This window comes from Oceanisphaera profunda (assembly GCF_002157895.1).
In the GTDB taxonomy this organism is placed as follows: domain Bacteria; phylum Pseudomonadota; class Gammaproteobacteria; order Enterobacterales; family Aeromonadaceae; genus Oceanimonas; species Oceanimonas profunda.
On record NZ_CP021377.1, the window covers coordinates 1,108,368 to 1,121,757 of the forward strand.

The 13,390-nt window shown below is 49.2% G+C and carries 12 protein-coding genes; 6 read left to right on the forward strand and 6 right to left on the reverse strand.

All coding sequences use genetic code 11. The features are described 5' to 3' along the window. Positions 1–9: 9 nt before the first annotated feature. From aceE to CBP31_RS04815, 4 genes are all read right to left on the reverse strand, one after another. Positions 10–2,670 (reverse strand): pyruvate dehydrogenase (acetyl-transferring), homodimeric type, encoded by a 2,661-nt coding sequence (gene aceE, locus CBP31_RS04800; protein ID WP_087035115.1) that lies wholly within the window; start codon positions 2,668–2,670, stop codon positions 10–12. Positions 2,671–2,728: 58 nt separating this feature from the next. Further along, a complete protein-coding gene (gene pdhR, locus CBP31_RS04805) occupies positions 2,729–3,490 on the reverse strand; it encodes a pyruvate dehydrogenase complex transcriptional repressor PdhR (RefSeq protein ID WP_087035116.1) in 762 nt (253 codons plus the stop codon). 422 nt (positions 3,491–3,912) lie between these two features. After that, positions 3,913–4,755, reverse strand: a complete 843-nt coding sequence (gene nadC / locus CBP31_RS04810) for a carboxylating nicotinate-nucleotide diphosphorylase (protein WP_087038619.1) — start codon at positions 4,753–4,755, stop codon at positions 3,913–3,915. Positions 4,756–5,030: 275 nt separating this feature from the next. Further along, positions 5,031–5,534: a retropepsin-like aspartic protease family protein gene (locus CBP31_RS04815; protein WP_227875147.1), complete on the reverse strand. Its 504-nt coding sequence runs from the start codon at positions 5,532–5,534 to the stop codon at positions 5,031–5,033. Between the two features lie 147 nt (positions 5,535–5,681). Between CBP31_RS04815 and ampD the strand changes: the two genes are divergently transcribed. The 4 genes from ampD (at position 5,682) to CBP31_RS04835 (ending at position 10,025) form a co-directional block, all read left to right on the forward strand. Further along, entirely contained in the window at positions 5,682–6,230 is a 549-nt protein-coding gene (gene ampD / locus CBP31_RS04820; RefSeq protein WP_227875148.1) for a 1,6-anhydro-N-acetylmuramyl-L-alanine amidase AmpD, read from the forward strand. A gap of 445 nt (positions 6,231–6,675) precedes the next feature. After that, positions 6,676–7,920 (forward strand): efflux RND transporter periplasmic adaptor subunit, encoded by a 1,245-nt coding sequence (locus CBP31_RS04825; protein ID WP_087035117.1) that lies wholly within the window; start codon positions 6,676–6,678, stop codon positions 7,918–7,920. Then, positions 7,907–9,160, forward strand: a complete 1,254-nt coding sequence (locus tag CBP31_RS04830) for an ABC transporter permease (protein WP_087035118.1) — start codon at positions 7,907–7,909, stop codon at positions 9,158–9,160. The genes CBP31_RS04825 and CBP31_RS04830 overlap by 14 nt, the downstream gene beginning before the upstream one ends. Further along, positions 9,153–10,025 carry an ABC transporter ATP-binding protein gene (locus tag CBP31_RS04835; RefSeq protein ID WP_227875149.1) on the forward strand — a complete coding sequence of 291 codons (873 nt, stop codon included), beginning with the start codon at positions 9,153–9,155 and terminating at the stop codon, positions 10,023–10,025. Before CBP31_RS04830 ends, CBP31_RS04835 begins: the two co-directional genes overlap by 8 nt. 339 nt (positions 10,026–10,364) lie before the next feature. Here the strand turns inward: CBP31_RS04835 and CBP31_RS04840 are convergent, their stop codons facing one another. Beyond that, complete coding sequence (locus CBP31_RS04840) at positions 10,365–10,634, reverse strand: YkgJ family cysteine cluster protein (protein WP_227875192.1); 270 nt, start codon at positions 10,632–10,634, stop codon at positions 10,365–10,367. A 297-nt stretch (positions 10,635–10,931) separates the two neighbouring features. Here CBP31_RS04840 and CBP31_RS04845 point away from each other — a divergent pair, with 297 nt between their 5' ends. Both CBP31_RS04845 and CBP31_RS04850 read left to right on the forward strand, forming a co-directional pair. Next, positions 10,932–11,867: a metallophosphoesterase gene (locus CBP31_RS04845; protein WP_087035119.1), complete on the forward strand. Its 936-nt coding sequence runs from the start codon at positions 10,932–10,934 to the stop codon at positions 11,865–11,867. A 154-nt stretch (positions 11,868–12,021) separates the two neighbouring features. Beyond that, positions 12,022–12,432 carry a DUF3597 domain-containing protein gene (locus tag CBP31_RS04850; protein WP_087035120.1) on the forward strand — a complete coding sequence of 137 codons (411 nt, stop codon included), beginning with the start codon at positions 12,022–12,024 and terminating at the stop codon, positions 12,430–12,432. 499 nt (positions 12,433–12,931) lie between these two features. On the opposite strand, the gene CBP31_RS04855 is transcribed toward CBP31_RS04850, so the two are convergent. Continuing rightward, positions 12,932–13,303 (reverse strand): hypothetical protein, encoded by a 372-nt coding sequence (locus tag CBP31_RS04855; RefSeq protein WP_087035121.1) that lies wholly within the window; start codon positions 13,301–13,303, stop codon positions 12,932–12,934. Between the last annotated feature and the right edge of the window lie 87 nt (positions 13,304–13,390).

A 13,390-nucleotide genomic window follows, 5' to 3' on the forward strand; every position in this document is an offset into this window, starting at 1 on the left:
ATTGCCCCTTTATGCGTACAGCGGGTTGATCTTATCAGCGTCGATACCGTACTTAGTGATGGCATCGGCAACAACTTTCTTGTCCAGCGTTCCTTGCTTAACCAGCTCGGTCAGTGCAGCAATCACAATGTAGTTCTTGTTGACTTCGAAGTGGCGACGCAGGTTGTCACGGCTGTCTGAACGGCCGAAACCATCTGTACCCAATACTTTGTAGCTCGCTGAAGGCATGAAGGCGCGCACTTGTTCTGCGTAGTTCTTCATGTAGTCAGTAGCAGCAATAGCAGGCTCGCTACCCATCACTTGTGCGATGTAAGGTACGCGTGCTTCTTCAGTTGGGTGCAGCATGTTCCAACGCTCAACGTCTTGACCGTCACGGGTCAGTTCGTTGAATGAAGGCACACTGAAGATGTCAGAACCAATGCCGTACTCTTCAGACAACATAGCGGCGGCTTGGCGCACGTCGTTCAAGATAGTACCTGAACCCATCAACTGTACTTTACCTTTGCTACCGGCAACTGTGTCCAGCTTGTAGATACCCTTACGGATACCTTCTTCAGCGCCTTCTGGCATCGCTGGCTGATGGTAGTTTTCGTTCAAGGTAGTAATGTAGTAGTAGATGTTTTCTGGATTATCACCGTACATACGACGCAAGCCGTCTTGTACGATAACCGCTACTTCATACACATAAGTTGGATCATAGGTAACACAGTTCGGGATTACGCTGGCTTGAACATGACTGTGGCCATCTTCGTGCTGCAGACCTTCACCGTTCAGCGTCGTACGACCTGAAGTACCACCAATCATGAAGCCGCGAGCCTGTTGGTCACCGGCTAACCAGCACAAGTCACCCACACGTTGGAAACCGAACATCGAGTAGTAGATGTAGAACGGAATCATCGGGAAGTCGTTGGTGCTGTAAGAAGTCGCAGCGGCTAACCATGAAGAAGTGGCACCTAGCTCGTTGATACCTTCTTGCAGTACCTGACCTTTGATGTCTTCTTTGTAGTAAGCAACTTGCTCACGGTCTTGCGGGGTATATTGCTGACCGTTCGGGCTGTAGATACCGATTTGACGGAACAGACCTTCCATACCAAAGGTACGGGCTTCATCAGCCAAGATAGGCACGATGCGCTCACCAATGGACTTGTTCTTCAGCATGATGTTTAAGGCACGCACGAACGCCATGGTGGTAGAAACTTCACGCTTTTGCTCACCCAGCAAGGATTCAAACTCAGACAGCTCAGGAATTTGCAGCTTATTTGTGCTTTCAGGCAAACGTGTCGGTAAGTAGCCTTTCAGCGCTTGACGACGAGCATGCAGGTACTCGTGTTCACGAGTGCCTTCTTTAATTTCGATGTACGGCAAGTCAACGATGTCTTCGTCGCTTACTTCCAGATTGAAACGGTCACGGAAGTGCTTAACGGACGACATGTCCATGTTCTTAACCTGGTGGGCAATGTTCTTGCCTTCAGCCGCTTCACCCATGCCGTAACCTTTAACGGTTTTGGCCAAGATAACAGTCGGCTTACCTTTGGTCTCGGCAGCATTTTTGTACGCAGCGTACATTTTAGCTGGATCGTGACCACCACGGTTCAGAGCGAAGATTTCTTCGTCAGACAGATCCTTGACCAGTTCTAAGGTCTCAGGATATTTGCCGAAGAAGTGCTCACGCACGTAGGCACCGTCTTTCGACTTAAAGGTCTGATAGTCACCGTCTACGGTTTCGTTCATCAGTTGAACTAACTTGCCGGTCTTATCTTTTTCGATCAGCTCGTCCCAACGACGACCCCAGATCACCTTAACCACGTTCCAGCCAGCACCGTTAAAGATACCGTCCAGCTCGTTGATGATCTTACCGTTACCAATTACAGGACCGTCAAGGCGCTGCAGGTTACAGTTGATGATGAAGCACAGGTTGTCCAACTTTTCGCGAGCCGCGATGGTGATCACACCTTTAGATTCTGGCTCATCCATTTCACCGTCACCCAAGTAGGCGTAAACGCGCTGCTCAGAACAGTCTTTCAGACCACGGTTAGTCAGATACTTCAAGAAACGCGCTTGATAAATGGCGTTCAATGGACCCAGACCCATAGATACGGTCGGGAACTGCCAGAAGTCAGGCATCAGCTTAGGGTGCGGGTAAGAAGGAATGCCTTTACCGTCTACTTCTTGACGGAACATGTCCAACTGATCAGCAGTTAAGCGACCTTCAGCGAACGCACGAGCATAAATGCCGGGCGAGATATGGCCTTGGAAGAATACCAAGTCGCCGCCGTCTTTTTCGTTACGAGCGCGGTAGAAGTGGTTAAAGCCCACTTCATACATAGTGGCACTGGACGAGTAAGAAGCCATGTGGCCACCCAAGTCCAGATCTTTTCTAGAGGCGCGCAGCACGATCATCACTGAGTTCCAGCGGATAATAGCGCGGATACGACGTTCCAGATCCCAGTTACCCGGGTACTCAGTCTCGTCTGCAGACTTAATGCTGTTGACGTAGTCTGAGTGGGCGTTTCTGGCCACTGCTACACCGGCTTTAATGGCTTTAGTGGTGAGGCGCTCATAAATGTACTGGGCGCGCTCAGGTCCTTCTTGACGGATCAAAGATTCAAGAGAGTCTAACCACTCTTGAGTTTCTATTGAATCCACATCGTTGTTCAGGATATCAGACATGGCTGTTTCCTATCTCGTTTGGGGCTCATGCCCATGGGTTTCATTGCCGAAGGCATTGTTATTCCTGCTGTTTATTACGGCGTAAAGAGCGCTGAATACGGCTCTCTTCACGCTGAATATCGAGCAGCGTTTCTTCTATAAAGGCCAGGTGCTCATGACAAGCATCCCTGGCCTGTTCCGGCTCGCGAGACAATATGCAGTGGATAAGATTAGCGCGATGCACTCGGATCTTTTCCACCATACCGGCGCGCCGGTTTAAGATTTTGATATTGCGCAAGATACTGGACTCTAGCAGCGGCTGCATGGCGCGCAACAGGTGTAATAACACCACGTTGTGGGCCGCTGCCGCTACCGCGATATAAAATTCGGCGGCAGCCGCGGCTTCTGCGGGCAAATCACCCAGCTCTTGTGCTTGTACTATGGCCAGCTGTGCGCCACGAATGGTATCGAAGTCAGCTTCGTTGCCGCGCATGGCGGCGTAAAATGCAGAGATACCTTCCATGGTATGACGAAACTCCAACATGTCGTATTGCGACTCTGGATGCTCCGCCAACAGCTGAAATAACGGGTCAGCTAATCCTTTAGTCAGGGCGTTTTGCACATAAGTGCCACCGCCCTGACGACGAGAAACTAAGCCTCTTGCTTCCAGCAATTGGATGGCTTCTCGTACCGAGGGTCGAGATACGGCGTATTGCTCTGCAAGCTCCCGCTCTGGCAACAAGCGTTGACCAGGCTGTAAGCTGCCTTCTACTATCATCTGCTCAATTTTGGCGGCGATAGTGTCGGCAAGTTTTGGCTGCTTAATACGCTGATTCGACATTTAACTCGGCTTATATTGGTAAGACCAATTGACACTGTTAAAAAAAGGTATCATTCCGAGGTTAAAATGTCCAATAATTTAATATTAATTGCACACAATCTCAGGAAAAACAGTTCACGCTTTCTGGTCAAGACCTTAGGCTAGCCCAGCCCAGAAAAAACGCAACTTAGAATAATCGATCTGGGGCTAAATAGCGCCGAGCGCCCGGCGCCAAGCACCTAGCTAAATCAAAAAACCGAATTTGTAGTCCGCAACTTACTTCTTGAGTAAAAAGTTTCGGCGGCCTGGTTCGCAGGTTTAAAAATACAGACACCAACCGCTCCGAAGTACTCTTCACCGAAGAGACGCTCGCACTACAAAAGCCAACACCGTACTATCCGTAAGCTGGGCGCCGGGCGCTTGGTGCTCGGCGCTATTTTTCATTACCCTTCAACCCGCAACGACAGATCCAACGCTTGCACATGCTTGGTCAGCGCGCCCACTGAGATAAAATCCACGCCTGTGGCAGCAAAGCTGGCGATGGTGTCTAGCGTGACATTACCGGACACTTCTAACTTGGCCGCACCTTGAGTCATGGCGACCGCTGCTCGCATATCTTGGGTACTAAAGTTATCAAGCATAATAATGTCGGCCCCCGCTTGAAGCGCTTGCTCCAGTTCAGCCAAAGACTCGACTTCCACTTCCACAGACTTCTCTGGCTGTAAGCGGCGCGCCTCGGCTATGGCTTTGTCGATACCGCCACAAGCAAAGATATGATTTTCTTTGATAAGAAAAGCGTCATAGAGGCCTAAACGATGATTATGACCGCCACCGCAGGTGACCGCGTATTTCAGCGCCAGCCGCAAACCGGGCAGGGTTTTACGGGTATCCAGCAAACGGCATTGAGTACCGGATAATTGCTCAACATAGCTGCGCGTGACGGTGGCCACACCCGACAAGGTTTGAATAAAATTTAGCGCAGTACGCTCGCCGGTCATAATGGCGCGGGCTGGGCCAGTTAAGGTCAGTAGGCGTTGATTGGCAGTAACCACATCACCGTCACTCACTAACCATTGCAGCGCAACTGCACCGCCGAGCTGGCGAAACGTTTCTTCCGTAAAGGCTTGGCCACAAAACACCCCGTCTTCGCGGGTGATCACATGCGCCACTACCATCTCAGACTCGGGCAACAACTGTGCGGTAATATCGCGAGTAGCATCTAAGGTACCGCCCAAGTCCTCGGTGAGGGCTGCGGTAACATTAAAACGGACCTCTTGTTCCAACATAGTTTTTTCCAGCATTACTTTTTCCCGTATCAGCAGTAGCCTGTTATTCAACTGTTTATGGTTAGCTTCACTTTCAAAAGCTTAGAGACTTATTCGCCACGGAACCCACGGAACAACTCGGAACAATAAAGATCAGATCTGAAAGAGATATTTATTGTAAGGTCTATCCCTTAAAGCTTTAGCCCTTGTCGACCTTTATCTCATGTTAATTTTTCCGTGTGTTCCGCGTTCTTCCGTTGCAAAAATAGCTTTTGACCTATTCTTTAGCTGTTACTTCAACGCCTTATGGTCAGTTGCCCGTTGCGTTGAATAAGTTCAAATTGGCGCAAGGCGTTCATGCCTAGCAGTATTTCATTACTGTCACTGGGCATAATCACGGCACTCAGATCGTACAAGGTGAAAGGCCCTAAAGACAGGCTTTTTATACGGGTGGCATAACCGGTAACGGTCCCGGCCGCGGTATTTAGCCCCAACTTATGCCCTTGTTTCAGTTGCAATTTTGCAGCTAATGCTTGAGGAATAGCGACTTGGGTAGCACCGGTGTCCAGCAAAAATACCACCTCGAAGCCGTTGATCAGCCCGCTCGCTAAATAATGACCTCGATTATTTTGCTCCAGCACTATGGTTTGCGCATCTAACTGGCGTATAGCTTGATTAGGATTATTATCTCGGGCGAGCTTTTGCTGAAAAAACCACGTCAATAGCGCCAGTGCTAGCCCCCAAGCAATCAGCCACATAATGCGACCTAATCTGCGTTGTGTATCCACTTCATGGCCCATCTGGCTTTGCTCCTCTTTACTTACCGCGTCTGTTTGCTTGCCAGCGACATGCTTTGTTCTCGACCACAGGTGCAGATCTAGTTTGCTTGCCGACGATGGGCTTAGCCTCTTACTATAGAGCTAATTTAACGACCACTAGAGGCCCACATGGCTGACTCTTTGATGTTAACAGACGATGGCTGGTTGCAACCCGCTCGTCACTGCCCCTCCCCGCACTTTGATGATAGGCCAGAGCAAGAGGTTTCTTTACTGGTGGTACACAGCATTAGCTTACCGCCAGGCCAGTTTGGTGGCCCTTATATCGACCAGCTGTTTTTAGGGCAGTTAAACCCTGATGATGATGCTTACTTTGCTGGCATTCAACATCTTAAAGTATCGGCCCATTGTTTGATCCGCCGCGATGGCGAGTTGATACAATATGTGTCCTTACATAAACGCGCCTGGCACGCCGGTCAATCCTGCTTTCAAGGCCGCGAGCGCTGCAATGACTTTGCCATTGGCATCGAGCTTGAAGGCACAGATACCGGCTCTTTTACCGATGCTCAATACCAAACCCTCACCACACTCACTCAGCTTATCCAACGCCAATTTCCTGCTATTAAACTTGAGCATATCGTCGGCCACAGCGACATAGCACCCGGGCGCAAAACTGACCCCGGCACCGGCTTTGATTGGGGTTTCGTTAAACAACTTTAAGCCGTCAGCCACAGAAAATAATATACAAGCACTAAAAATTGTCCCGCCACGGAATACACCGACAACTCAAAGGCAAACCAATAAAGACTTACTATTTTTAAGGCATAACCCGCAGACTCTTTCGCTACTAGTGCTATTGTCTCATGTTCTGCGTGACTCTCGTGGTAAAGAGGCGTGGCAAAAATGCCCTTGAATTTGGTGTCTTAGTAGCTTCTACCACGATCAAAATGAACGAGACTCGACAATGCACTCAGTACAGCTATCCGAGCTCAACTGTGACAACATTAGTTAATTAGCGATTGGTGATAAAAGCTGTTGGCAAGCTCAGTTAATAAACGGCGATCCGTAGTAATGAAACGATCATGATTATTTCTCCCGATTACTTCTGCTAATGGCTCTCTGCTAATGAGAAACTTGGGGCTTGTGGCGTGCTAACGAGGCTTACATGCGCATAGTTTATGGAATTATTATTGCCGCGCTGGGCGTAGCACTCTTGCTGGGCGTGCAAAAATGGCGCGGGCCTGTGTTACCCGCAATAACGGTAGAGCTTAAGCCCTTGGAGCTGCGCATTGTGGCCAGTGGCGAAGTGCGCTATCAGTCCTTAGCCCGTATTGGCAGTGAGATAACCGGCACTGTTATTGCCCGCCATGTGCGTGAAGGCGACCGCGTTAATAAAGGTGATTTGCTGATTGAGCTAAATCGCGCTCAAGCACAGTCTGGCCTCGCTCAAGCACAGACACTTTTGCAGCAATTACAAAAGATAAGTCGCCCCCAAGCACAAGCGGCATTGAAAGAAGCACAAGAAAATGCCAATCAAGCCAGCCGAGAAGCCCGCCGCCGACAAGCCTTGGCCAGCAAAGGCACCATTTCTAAAGAGCAAGCCGAGCAAGCACGACGGCTAGCGCTCACGGCCAACAGCCTGCTCACCCGCGCGCAATTAACGGCTAACTCCTTAGCGGCCAATAACACCGAAGAACAACTATTACGCCAGCGCATTAGCAGTGCCGAGGCAGACTTGGCCAAGACGCGTATTTATGCGCCCTTTGCTGGCCGCGTGCAAACCCGCAATGTGGAGCCCGGTGACTTAGTGCAACCCAGCACAGTCTTGCTGGAAATCGCCCGCAGCAATACGGAAAATACCCGTGACGGATTAGAGGATGGCTTAGAGGTAGTAGTCGCATTAGATGAGAAAAACTTTGCGCCGCTGCAATTAAACCAACCCGTACTACTGATTGCCGATGCCTGGCCCGAGCAAACGGTAGCAGGCGTGGTGAGCTTTATCGCGCCAGCCGTAGATAGCAGTCGCGGTACCATAGATGTGCATATTAAGGTGCTGGCAGAGTCTTCAACTCAGACTTTAGCGCCCCAGCAAAAGCCTCATGCATTTTTACAGGGTATGACGGTGTCGGCCAATATTATTGCCAACCAGCGCGACGCAACCTTAGTGCTGCCCAATGATTATCTGCTCACAAATACCAGCGGACAAACACAAGTACTGCGCTGGAAAAGTGGCAAGGTGAACGCTGTGCAGGTGCAACTAGGCTTACGCAATATGACCCACAGTGAGATTGTGGCCGGCCTTAACGAAGGCGACGTTGTGCTGCACGCAGACAAGCTACAAGCGGATAAGCTTAGTGACGGCAAGTCGGCGCGAGTGCGTTTTGAGCAAGCACCTCATGTTATTCGTTAAGCGCTTGGCGCGGTTGCGCGATTCACTGTGGATAGAGTGGCGCATTGCGCTGCGCTTTCTCGCCGATAATCCGCTGCAAACTTTGCTGATTAGCGTGGCCATCTCGGTGGGTGCGGCGGTCATAGTGTTTATTACCGCACTCATCGTTGGCCTGCAAAATAACGTGATCGATAAAACCTTAGGCACCCAAGCGCATATTCGGATTGAAGCCACGCGCCAGCATAATAATTTGTCGCCCCCGCCTGATAATAAATACCTGTGGGCATTAGAAAGCCCGCGCGCTCAGCGCTTACAAACCATTAATAATTGGCAAGAAGTGCGTGATGCGCTAGATAACTATGGCGCGGTGAATGGCATATTAAATACCGTATCGCCGCTCATCTCTGGCCCCGCCTTTGCGCAAAAAGGCACGGCCCGCGCCTCTGTGGCCTTAATGGGCATAGATCCGACACGTTATTCTGGCATTATTAATCTCAACGATTACCTGCAAGCAGGTCGCTTTAGTGTGGATGCCGGTGATGTGTTAATTGGCAGTCAGTTAGCCACAGATTTAGGGCTGCGCACCGGTGATAAGTTGCGCTTAAATGCCGGAGATAACCGCCAAACGGTGGTGAATGTGGTGGGTATCTTTGAGCTAGGAGTACGCGAGCTAGACAGCCGTTATGTCTATACCAGCCTCAAACAAGCGCAAGCGCTGCTTGATTTACCCGGTGGCGTGACCATTTTGGAGCTAAAAATTAACGATGTGTTTGCCGCCGAATATTGGGCGCAGCGCATCAGCAAGCTTACAGGCTTATATGTACAAAGTTGGATGGAAAGTAACGGCCAGCTGCTCAATGCCCTGCAATCTCAAAGCATGACCACCCAGATGATCCGCGTATTTGTGGCCATGTCGGTGATCTTTGGTATTGCCAGCGTATTAGCGGTGAGCGTGGTGCAGCGTACCCGTGAAATTGGTATTTTGCGCGCCATGGGCAGCTCGCAGCAGCAAATTTTACGGGTGTTTCTCTTACAAGGCGGCTTGCTAGGCTTAGCAGGCTCGCTGCTTGGCGTGTTGGTGGGGTTTCTCTTGGTGCTGCTGTTTAACAACTTGGGCAAGAGCTTGTTTGTTCTTCGATTAGAGCCTTCCATGTTGCTGTCGGCAATCTTGATTGCCACTGTGGCCGGCGTTGTAGCAGCCGCGGTACCGGCCCGTCGGGCGGCGAAATACGATCCTGCGGTGGCGATTCGTTATGTCTAACTCTACGCCTAACTCTATGTCTAACTCTATGTCTAACTCTATGCCTAACTCAGAGCGCTTAACGCGTGATGGCTCTCTACAAAAAAATCAGCAAGAGCGCTATCAAAGCAAACAGCAAAACAAGCCGCAAATAGTGCTGCAGCTGGATAAGCTGAATAAGATTTTTAACCCCGACACACCGCTAGAAAACCATGTGTTGCATGATATTTCGCTGCAAGTCAGTCGCGGCGAATTAGTGGCCTTGGTCGGCACCTCTGGCTCTGGCAAGAGCACGTTACTAAATGTGATGGGCTTGTTGGATGTAGCCTCAACAGGCGAGCTGCGTATTCAAGGGCAGTTAATTCAAGGCCATATGCCTTCAGGCTTGAGCGAGCAGCAGCGCACCCAACTGCGCAGTGAAGCCATTGGCTTTGTGTTTCAGTTTCACCATTTAATCAGTGCCTTTAGCGTATTGGATAATGTGCTAATGCCACTGATGCTGCGCTACGGAAAACCCTCTGCCGAGCAAACTGCTTATGCTGAATATCTATTAAATGAAGTAGGTTTAAGCAACTTTATCCGCCAATCCACCAATCGTTTATCTGGTGGTCAGCAGCAGCGTGTGGCAATAGCCCGCGCATTGGTCACCCGCCCCGCATTAGTGTTAGCAGATGAGCCCACCGGTAACCTAGACACCCAAACCGCAGATGAAGTGTTTAACTTATTTGAGCGTTTCAACGTAGAGCATGAATGCGCCATTGTGATTGTCACTCACGACCCACGCCTGAGTGCCCGCTGCCCGCGCACCATCCGCTTAAGTGATGGCCGCGTAGTTTACGATGGCGCCTCAGCAGACTTGCCGAGTGTATTTACTGCCGGGCTGTAAACAGTTCTTAAAGGCTGAGGATTTCTTGGCCACGCTTTTTTGTGGTGAGAATCACGGAGCAACACGGACGAAGAGCAACAAGGAGCAAGCGAAGGAGCAAGCGAAGGAGCAAGCGAAGGAGCAAGCGAAGGAGCAAGCGAAGGAGCAAGCGAAAGAGCAAGCGAAAGAGCAAGCGAAAGAGCAAGCGAAAGAGCAAGCGAAAGAGCAGCGATTTTCGAAGATCTCATCAAACCATCAATCGGTCTTAATGTTAATTTTTCCGTGTTCTTCCGTGTATTCCGTGGCAAAAATGGTTTTAGGTTTACTACTTTCTCTTATGTACGGATCTATTTACGCGCCTTATAAAAGCTCGGCTCTTTCATCAAGGCATTCATCGGAGCCCATCTCGAATTCGCGGCAAATCCACGGTCGCTGTTCATAAATGGTGCACAGCATGGTTTCGCGGTCGATGGCCGAGCACCAGCCATCGTCTAAGCGCAGCATGGTTTCGCCGCCCCATTTATCTTCAGTAATGTACTCTTTAGGCACGCCGGTATCCGTAATCAGCATCACTTCTAATCGGCAGCAGCATGCCCGGCAGGTAGCGCAGGTTACTTCTTCTGCCGCTATATTTTTAACGTCAATCGTCACTAATTTTACCAAGCTGATTACCAAGTATCTTACGTTGAATATTCCCTCAAACGCTCGCTTTTGGCAGCGGTTTGAAGTACTGATGGGACGTATCTTAACACCCTTCAGCAGCGCAAAAAAACAACTCACTGTTGCTAAGTTTTACTTGAATCCTTACTCGGACAAATTGTTAGCCACTGGACTTTAATTAGCTGGTTTTGCTTGGCTCTATTAAGTTGATAAGATCTACTGTCACTGCCATTGGTTTCCCTTATCGGCGCTTTCAAGGATATGAATATGTTTGACATTATCGGTGATATTCACGGTTATGCCACCGCGCTGGAGCGCTTGTTAACCAAACTCGGTTATGAAGAAAAAGCCGACGGTTGGCAACACCCCGATCGTAAAGTGATCTTTTTAGGTGACTTTGTAGACCGTGGTCTTGAACAAGTGAAAACCATCACTATTGCCAAAACCATGGTCGACAATAATCATGCCTTGGCGGTAATGGGTAACCACGAATTTAATGCCATCGCTTGGACGACGCCCGATAAAGAACAGCCGGGCCAGTTCTTAAGAGCGCACACCAAGAACAACTTTAACCAGCATGAGGCCTTTTTAAATGAAATTGGCGAGGGCTCGGTTGCTCATCAGGCAGCCATTGCTTGGTTTAAACAGCTGCCGCTGTATTTAGACTTGCCCGGCCTACGAGTGGTGCATGCCTGTTGGCATCAGGAATATCTCATCACCTTAGCCCCTTACTTAAACGAACACGCAATAGTGCTAGCAAGCGCTTGGCCTGAACTATGCCGTAACGGCAGTGCCGCCTTTGAAGCGCTGGAAACCATTCTTAAAGGCATGGAAATTGCCCTGCCGGCAGGCGTTGAGTTTACCGATAATTATGGCCATGTGCGCAAACGGACTCGTACTAGTTGGTGGCTCTCGGGCAATCATATTACCTATCGCGATTTGGCCATGGTGCCCAGCGATATCATCTCAAAAATCCCCCATGAGCCTGTACCACCCCATTTGCAAGCAGGTTACGATGGCGATAAACCCTTGTTTATTGGCCATTATTGGATGAACGGCACGCCAGATTTAATTAATAAGCATATCGCCTGCCTGGATTGGAGTATTGCGGCCAAGAATATCCCCAGCCCCAAGTTATGTGCCTATCAATGGAGCGGTGAAAGCGAGCTCACTGCCGATCACCTGGTGTGGGTGGAGCGCTAAGCGCTACTAAATAGGGCATAAAGAACTCGCGGCTTAGTCAGCCAAGACTGCGTTTATTTACACTACACTTGAACGTTGGCAATAAGCCGTACCGTTACTGCCATATTAATTTTAGATTCGCTTGTACCAAAACCCATCACTTAAGGAGAGCACTATGGGATTTTTTAATAATATTCTTGAGAAACTCGGCATGGGCAAAGCTCAGGCTGCAACAACTGCTCCTGGTAAACCGACTGATACACCTACTCCTGCTAGCCCTGCTGAGACGCAAGCGCAGGAAACGGCTGCTCCCGCCCCAGTGCAAAGCGTCGATGTTACCGCTCAGCTAGAACAGCGTGCGGCGGCCAGCTCGCAAAAGTTAAACTGGCGCACGTCTATCGTTGATCTATTGAAGCTGCTCGATATCGACAGCAGCTTAACGGCACGTAAAGAGCTCGCCACCGAACTCGGCTGCCCTGCAGATTTAATGGCAGACTCCGCCAAGATGAATACCTGGTTGCATAAAGCCGTGCTGGCACGCATCGCCGCCAACGGTGGTAATGTACCCCAAGATCTATTGGACTGAGCCGGCTGAACTAATGCCTTGGTATGTGGAATAGTCATTCCTGATAGCTAAAAGCACCAAAAAGGCGTGAGGGTGTTAACCCGCACGCCTTTGGGTTTTTCTAATAATTTTAATCAAATTGCTATCGAAATACATTCAAGACTTATAACGACGCGCACAACGGCACGAGCGAAGCGAGTGTCCGGCGCCGTATAAGGCGCGAATTGCTTCGCTTTGTTATGCCGTGTGGAACTGATACAGACAATCTCTATTTTCTGGCAATATTAGGAATTACCTCCTTCATAGATTACTCCAGTTTTCTCCCGTGTATTGCAAAGATCTTCAGAAATAGAGAAGTAAAATTGGGCAGCATCGCTAGTTTTTTACCAATTGTGATCAGCAATTCTAGCATCCTCAACATAATATTCGCTTTGACCAACTCGTTCATTCATTTAAGGTTGTTGGAAGGATACATTGGGATGTGTGTTATAAAACCTAATTGCTTGAATGTCACTCATATTTATGTGTTCGTGCCACTTTTTTTTGTATCGCCAATATCTTTAGTCCACTCCAAAGCCGAGATGTTGGCTCCTAACCCACAGAGAAACCCAAGTATTGCCAATACAATTGACGCTTGACTTGACTCAAAAATACCACCTATAAAATATCCAGCAACTGCCCATCCAACGCTAAATACAAGGATAAGCAATATTGCAATTTGCTTAATAAAAAGGCATATCATGAGTGCTAGCAGAACGCCACCACCCCAGAACCAAGATTGAAAATAGACACCTACAGCTATTGCCGTTATACCAATTTCAGCAAAAAGTATATTTGCGTTATCTTCATTGAATTGGGCCTTGGTAATACCTTTCCGTACATCGTCACTCATATAAATTTCCTATGGTTATCAAATGATCGAATCCATCATTGGGTTAAGGCGTTTTCTTGTAGAAGGCGCCGAACATTGCGAACTACA

Bases quoted from the DNA above. Each gene is read 5' to 3' on its own strand.
- CBP31_RS04850 (WP_087035120.1), top strand. From the start codon at position 12,022: ATGGGATTTTTTAATAATATTCTTGAGAAACTCGGCATGGGCAAAGCT.
- CBP31_RS04855 (WP_087035121.1), bottom strand. From the start codon at position 13,303: ATGAGTGACGATGTACGGAAAGGTATTACCAAGGCCCAATTCAATGAA.
- CBP31_RS04825 (WP_087035117.1), top strand. From the start codon at position 6,676: ATGCGCATAGTTTATGGAATTATTATTGCCGCGCTGGGCGTAGCACTC.
- CBP31_RS04835 (WP_227875149.1), top strand. From the start codon at position 9,153: ATGTCTAACTCTACGCCTAACTCTATGTCTAACTCTATGTCTAACTCT.
- aceE (WP_087035115.1), bottom strand. From the start codon at position 2,670: ATGTCTGATATCCTGAACAACGATGTGGATTCAATAGAAACTCAAGAG.
- CBP31_RS04815 (WP_227875147.1), bottom strand. From the start codon at position 5,534: ATGGGCCATGAAGTGGATACACAACGCAGATTAGGTCGCATTATGTGG.
- pdhR (WP_087035116.1), bottom strand. From the start codon at position 3,490: ATGTCGAATCAGCGTATTAAGCAGCCAAAACTTGCCGACACTATCGCC.
- CBP31_RS04830 (WP_087035118.1), top strand. From the start codon at position 7,907: ATGTTATTCGTTAAGCGCTTGGCGCGGTTGCGCGATTCACTGTGGATA.
- nadC (WP_087038619.1), bottom strand. From the start codon at position 4,755: ATGTTGGAACAAGAGGTCCGTTTTAATGTTACCGCAGCCCTCACCGAG.
- ampD (WP_227875148.1), top strand. From the start codon at position 5,682: ATGGCTGACTCTTTGATGTTAACAGACGATGGCTGGTTGCAACCCGCT.
- CBP31_RS04845 (WP_087035119.1), top strand. From the start codon at position 10,932: ATGTTTGACATTATCGGTGATATTCACGGTTATGCCACCGCGCTGGAG.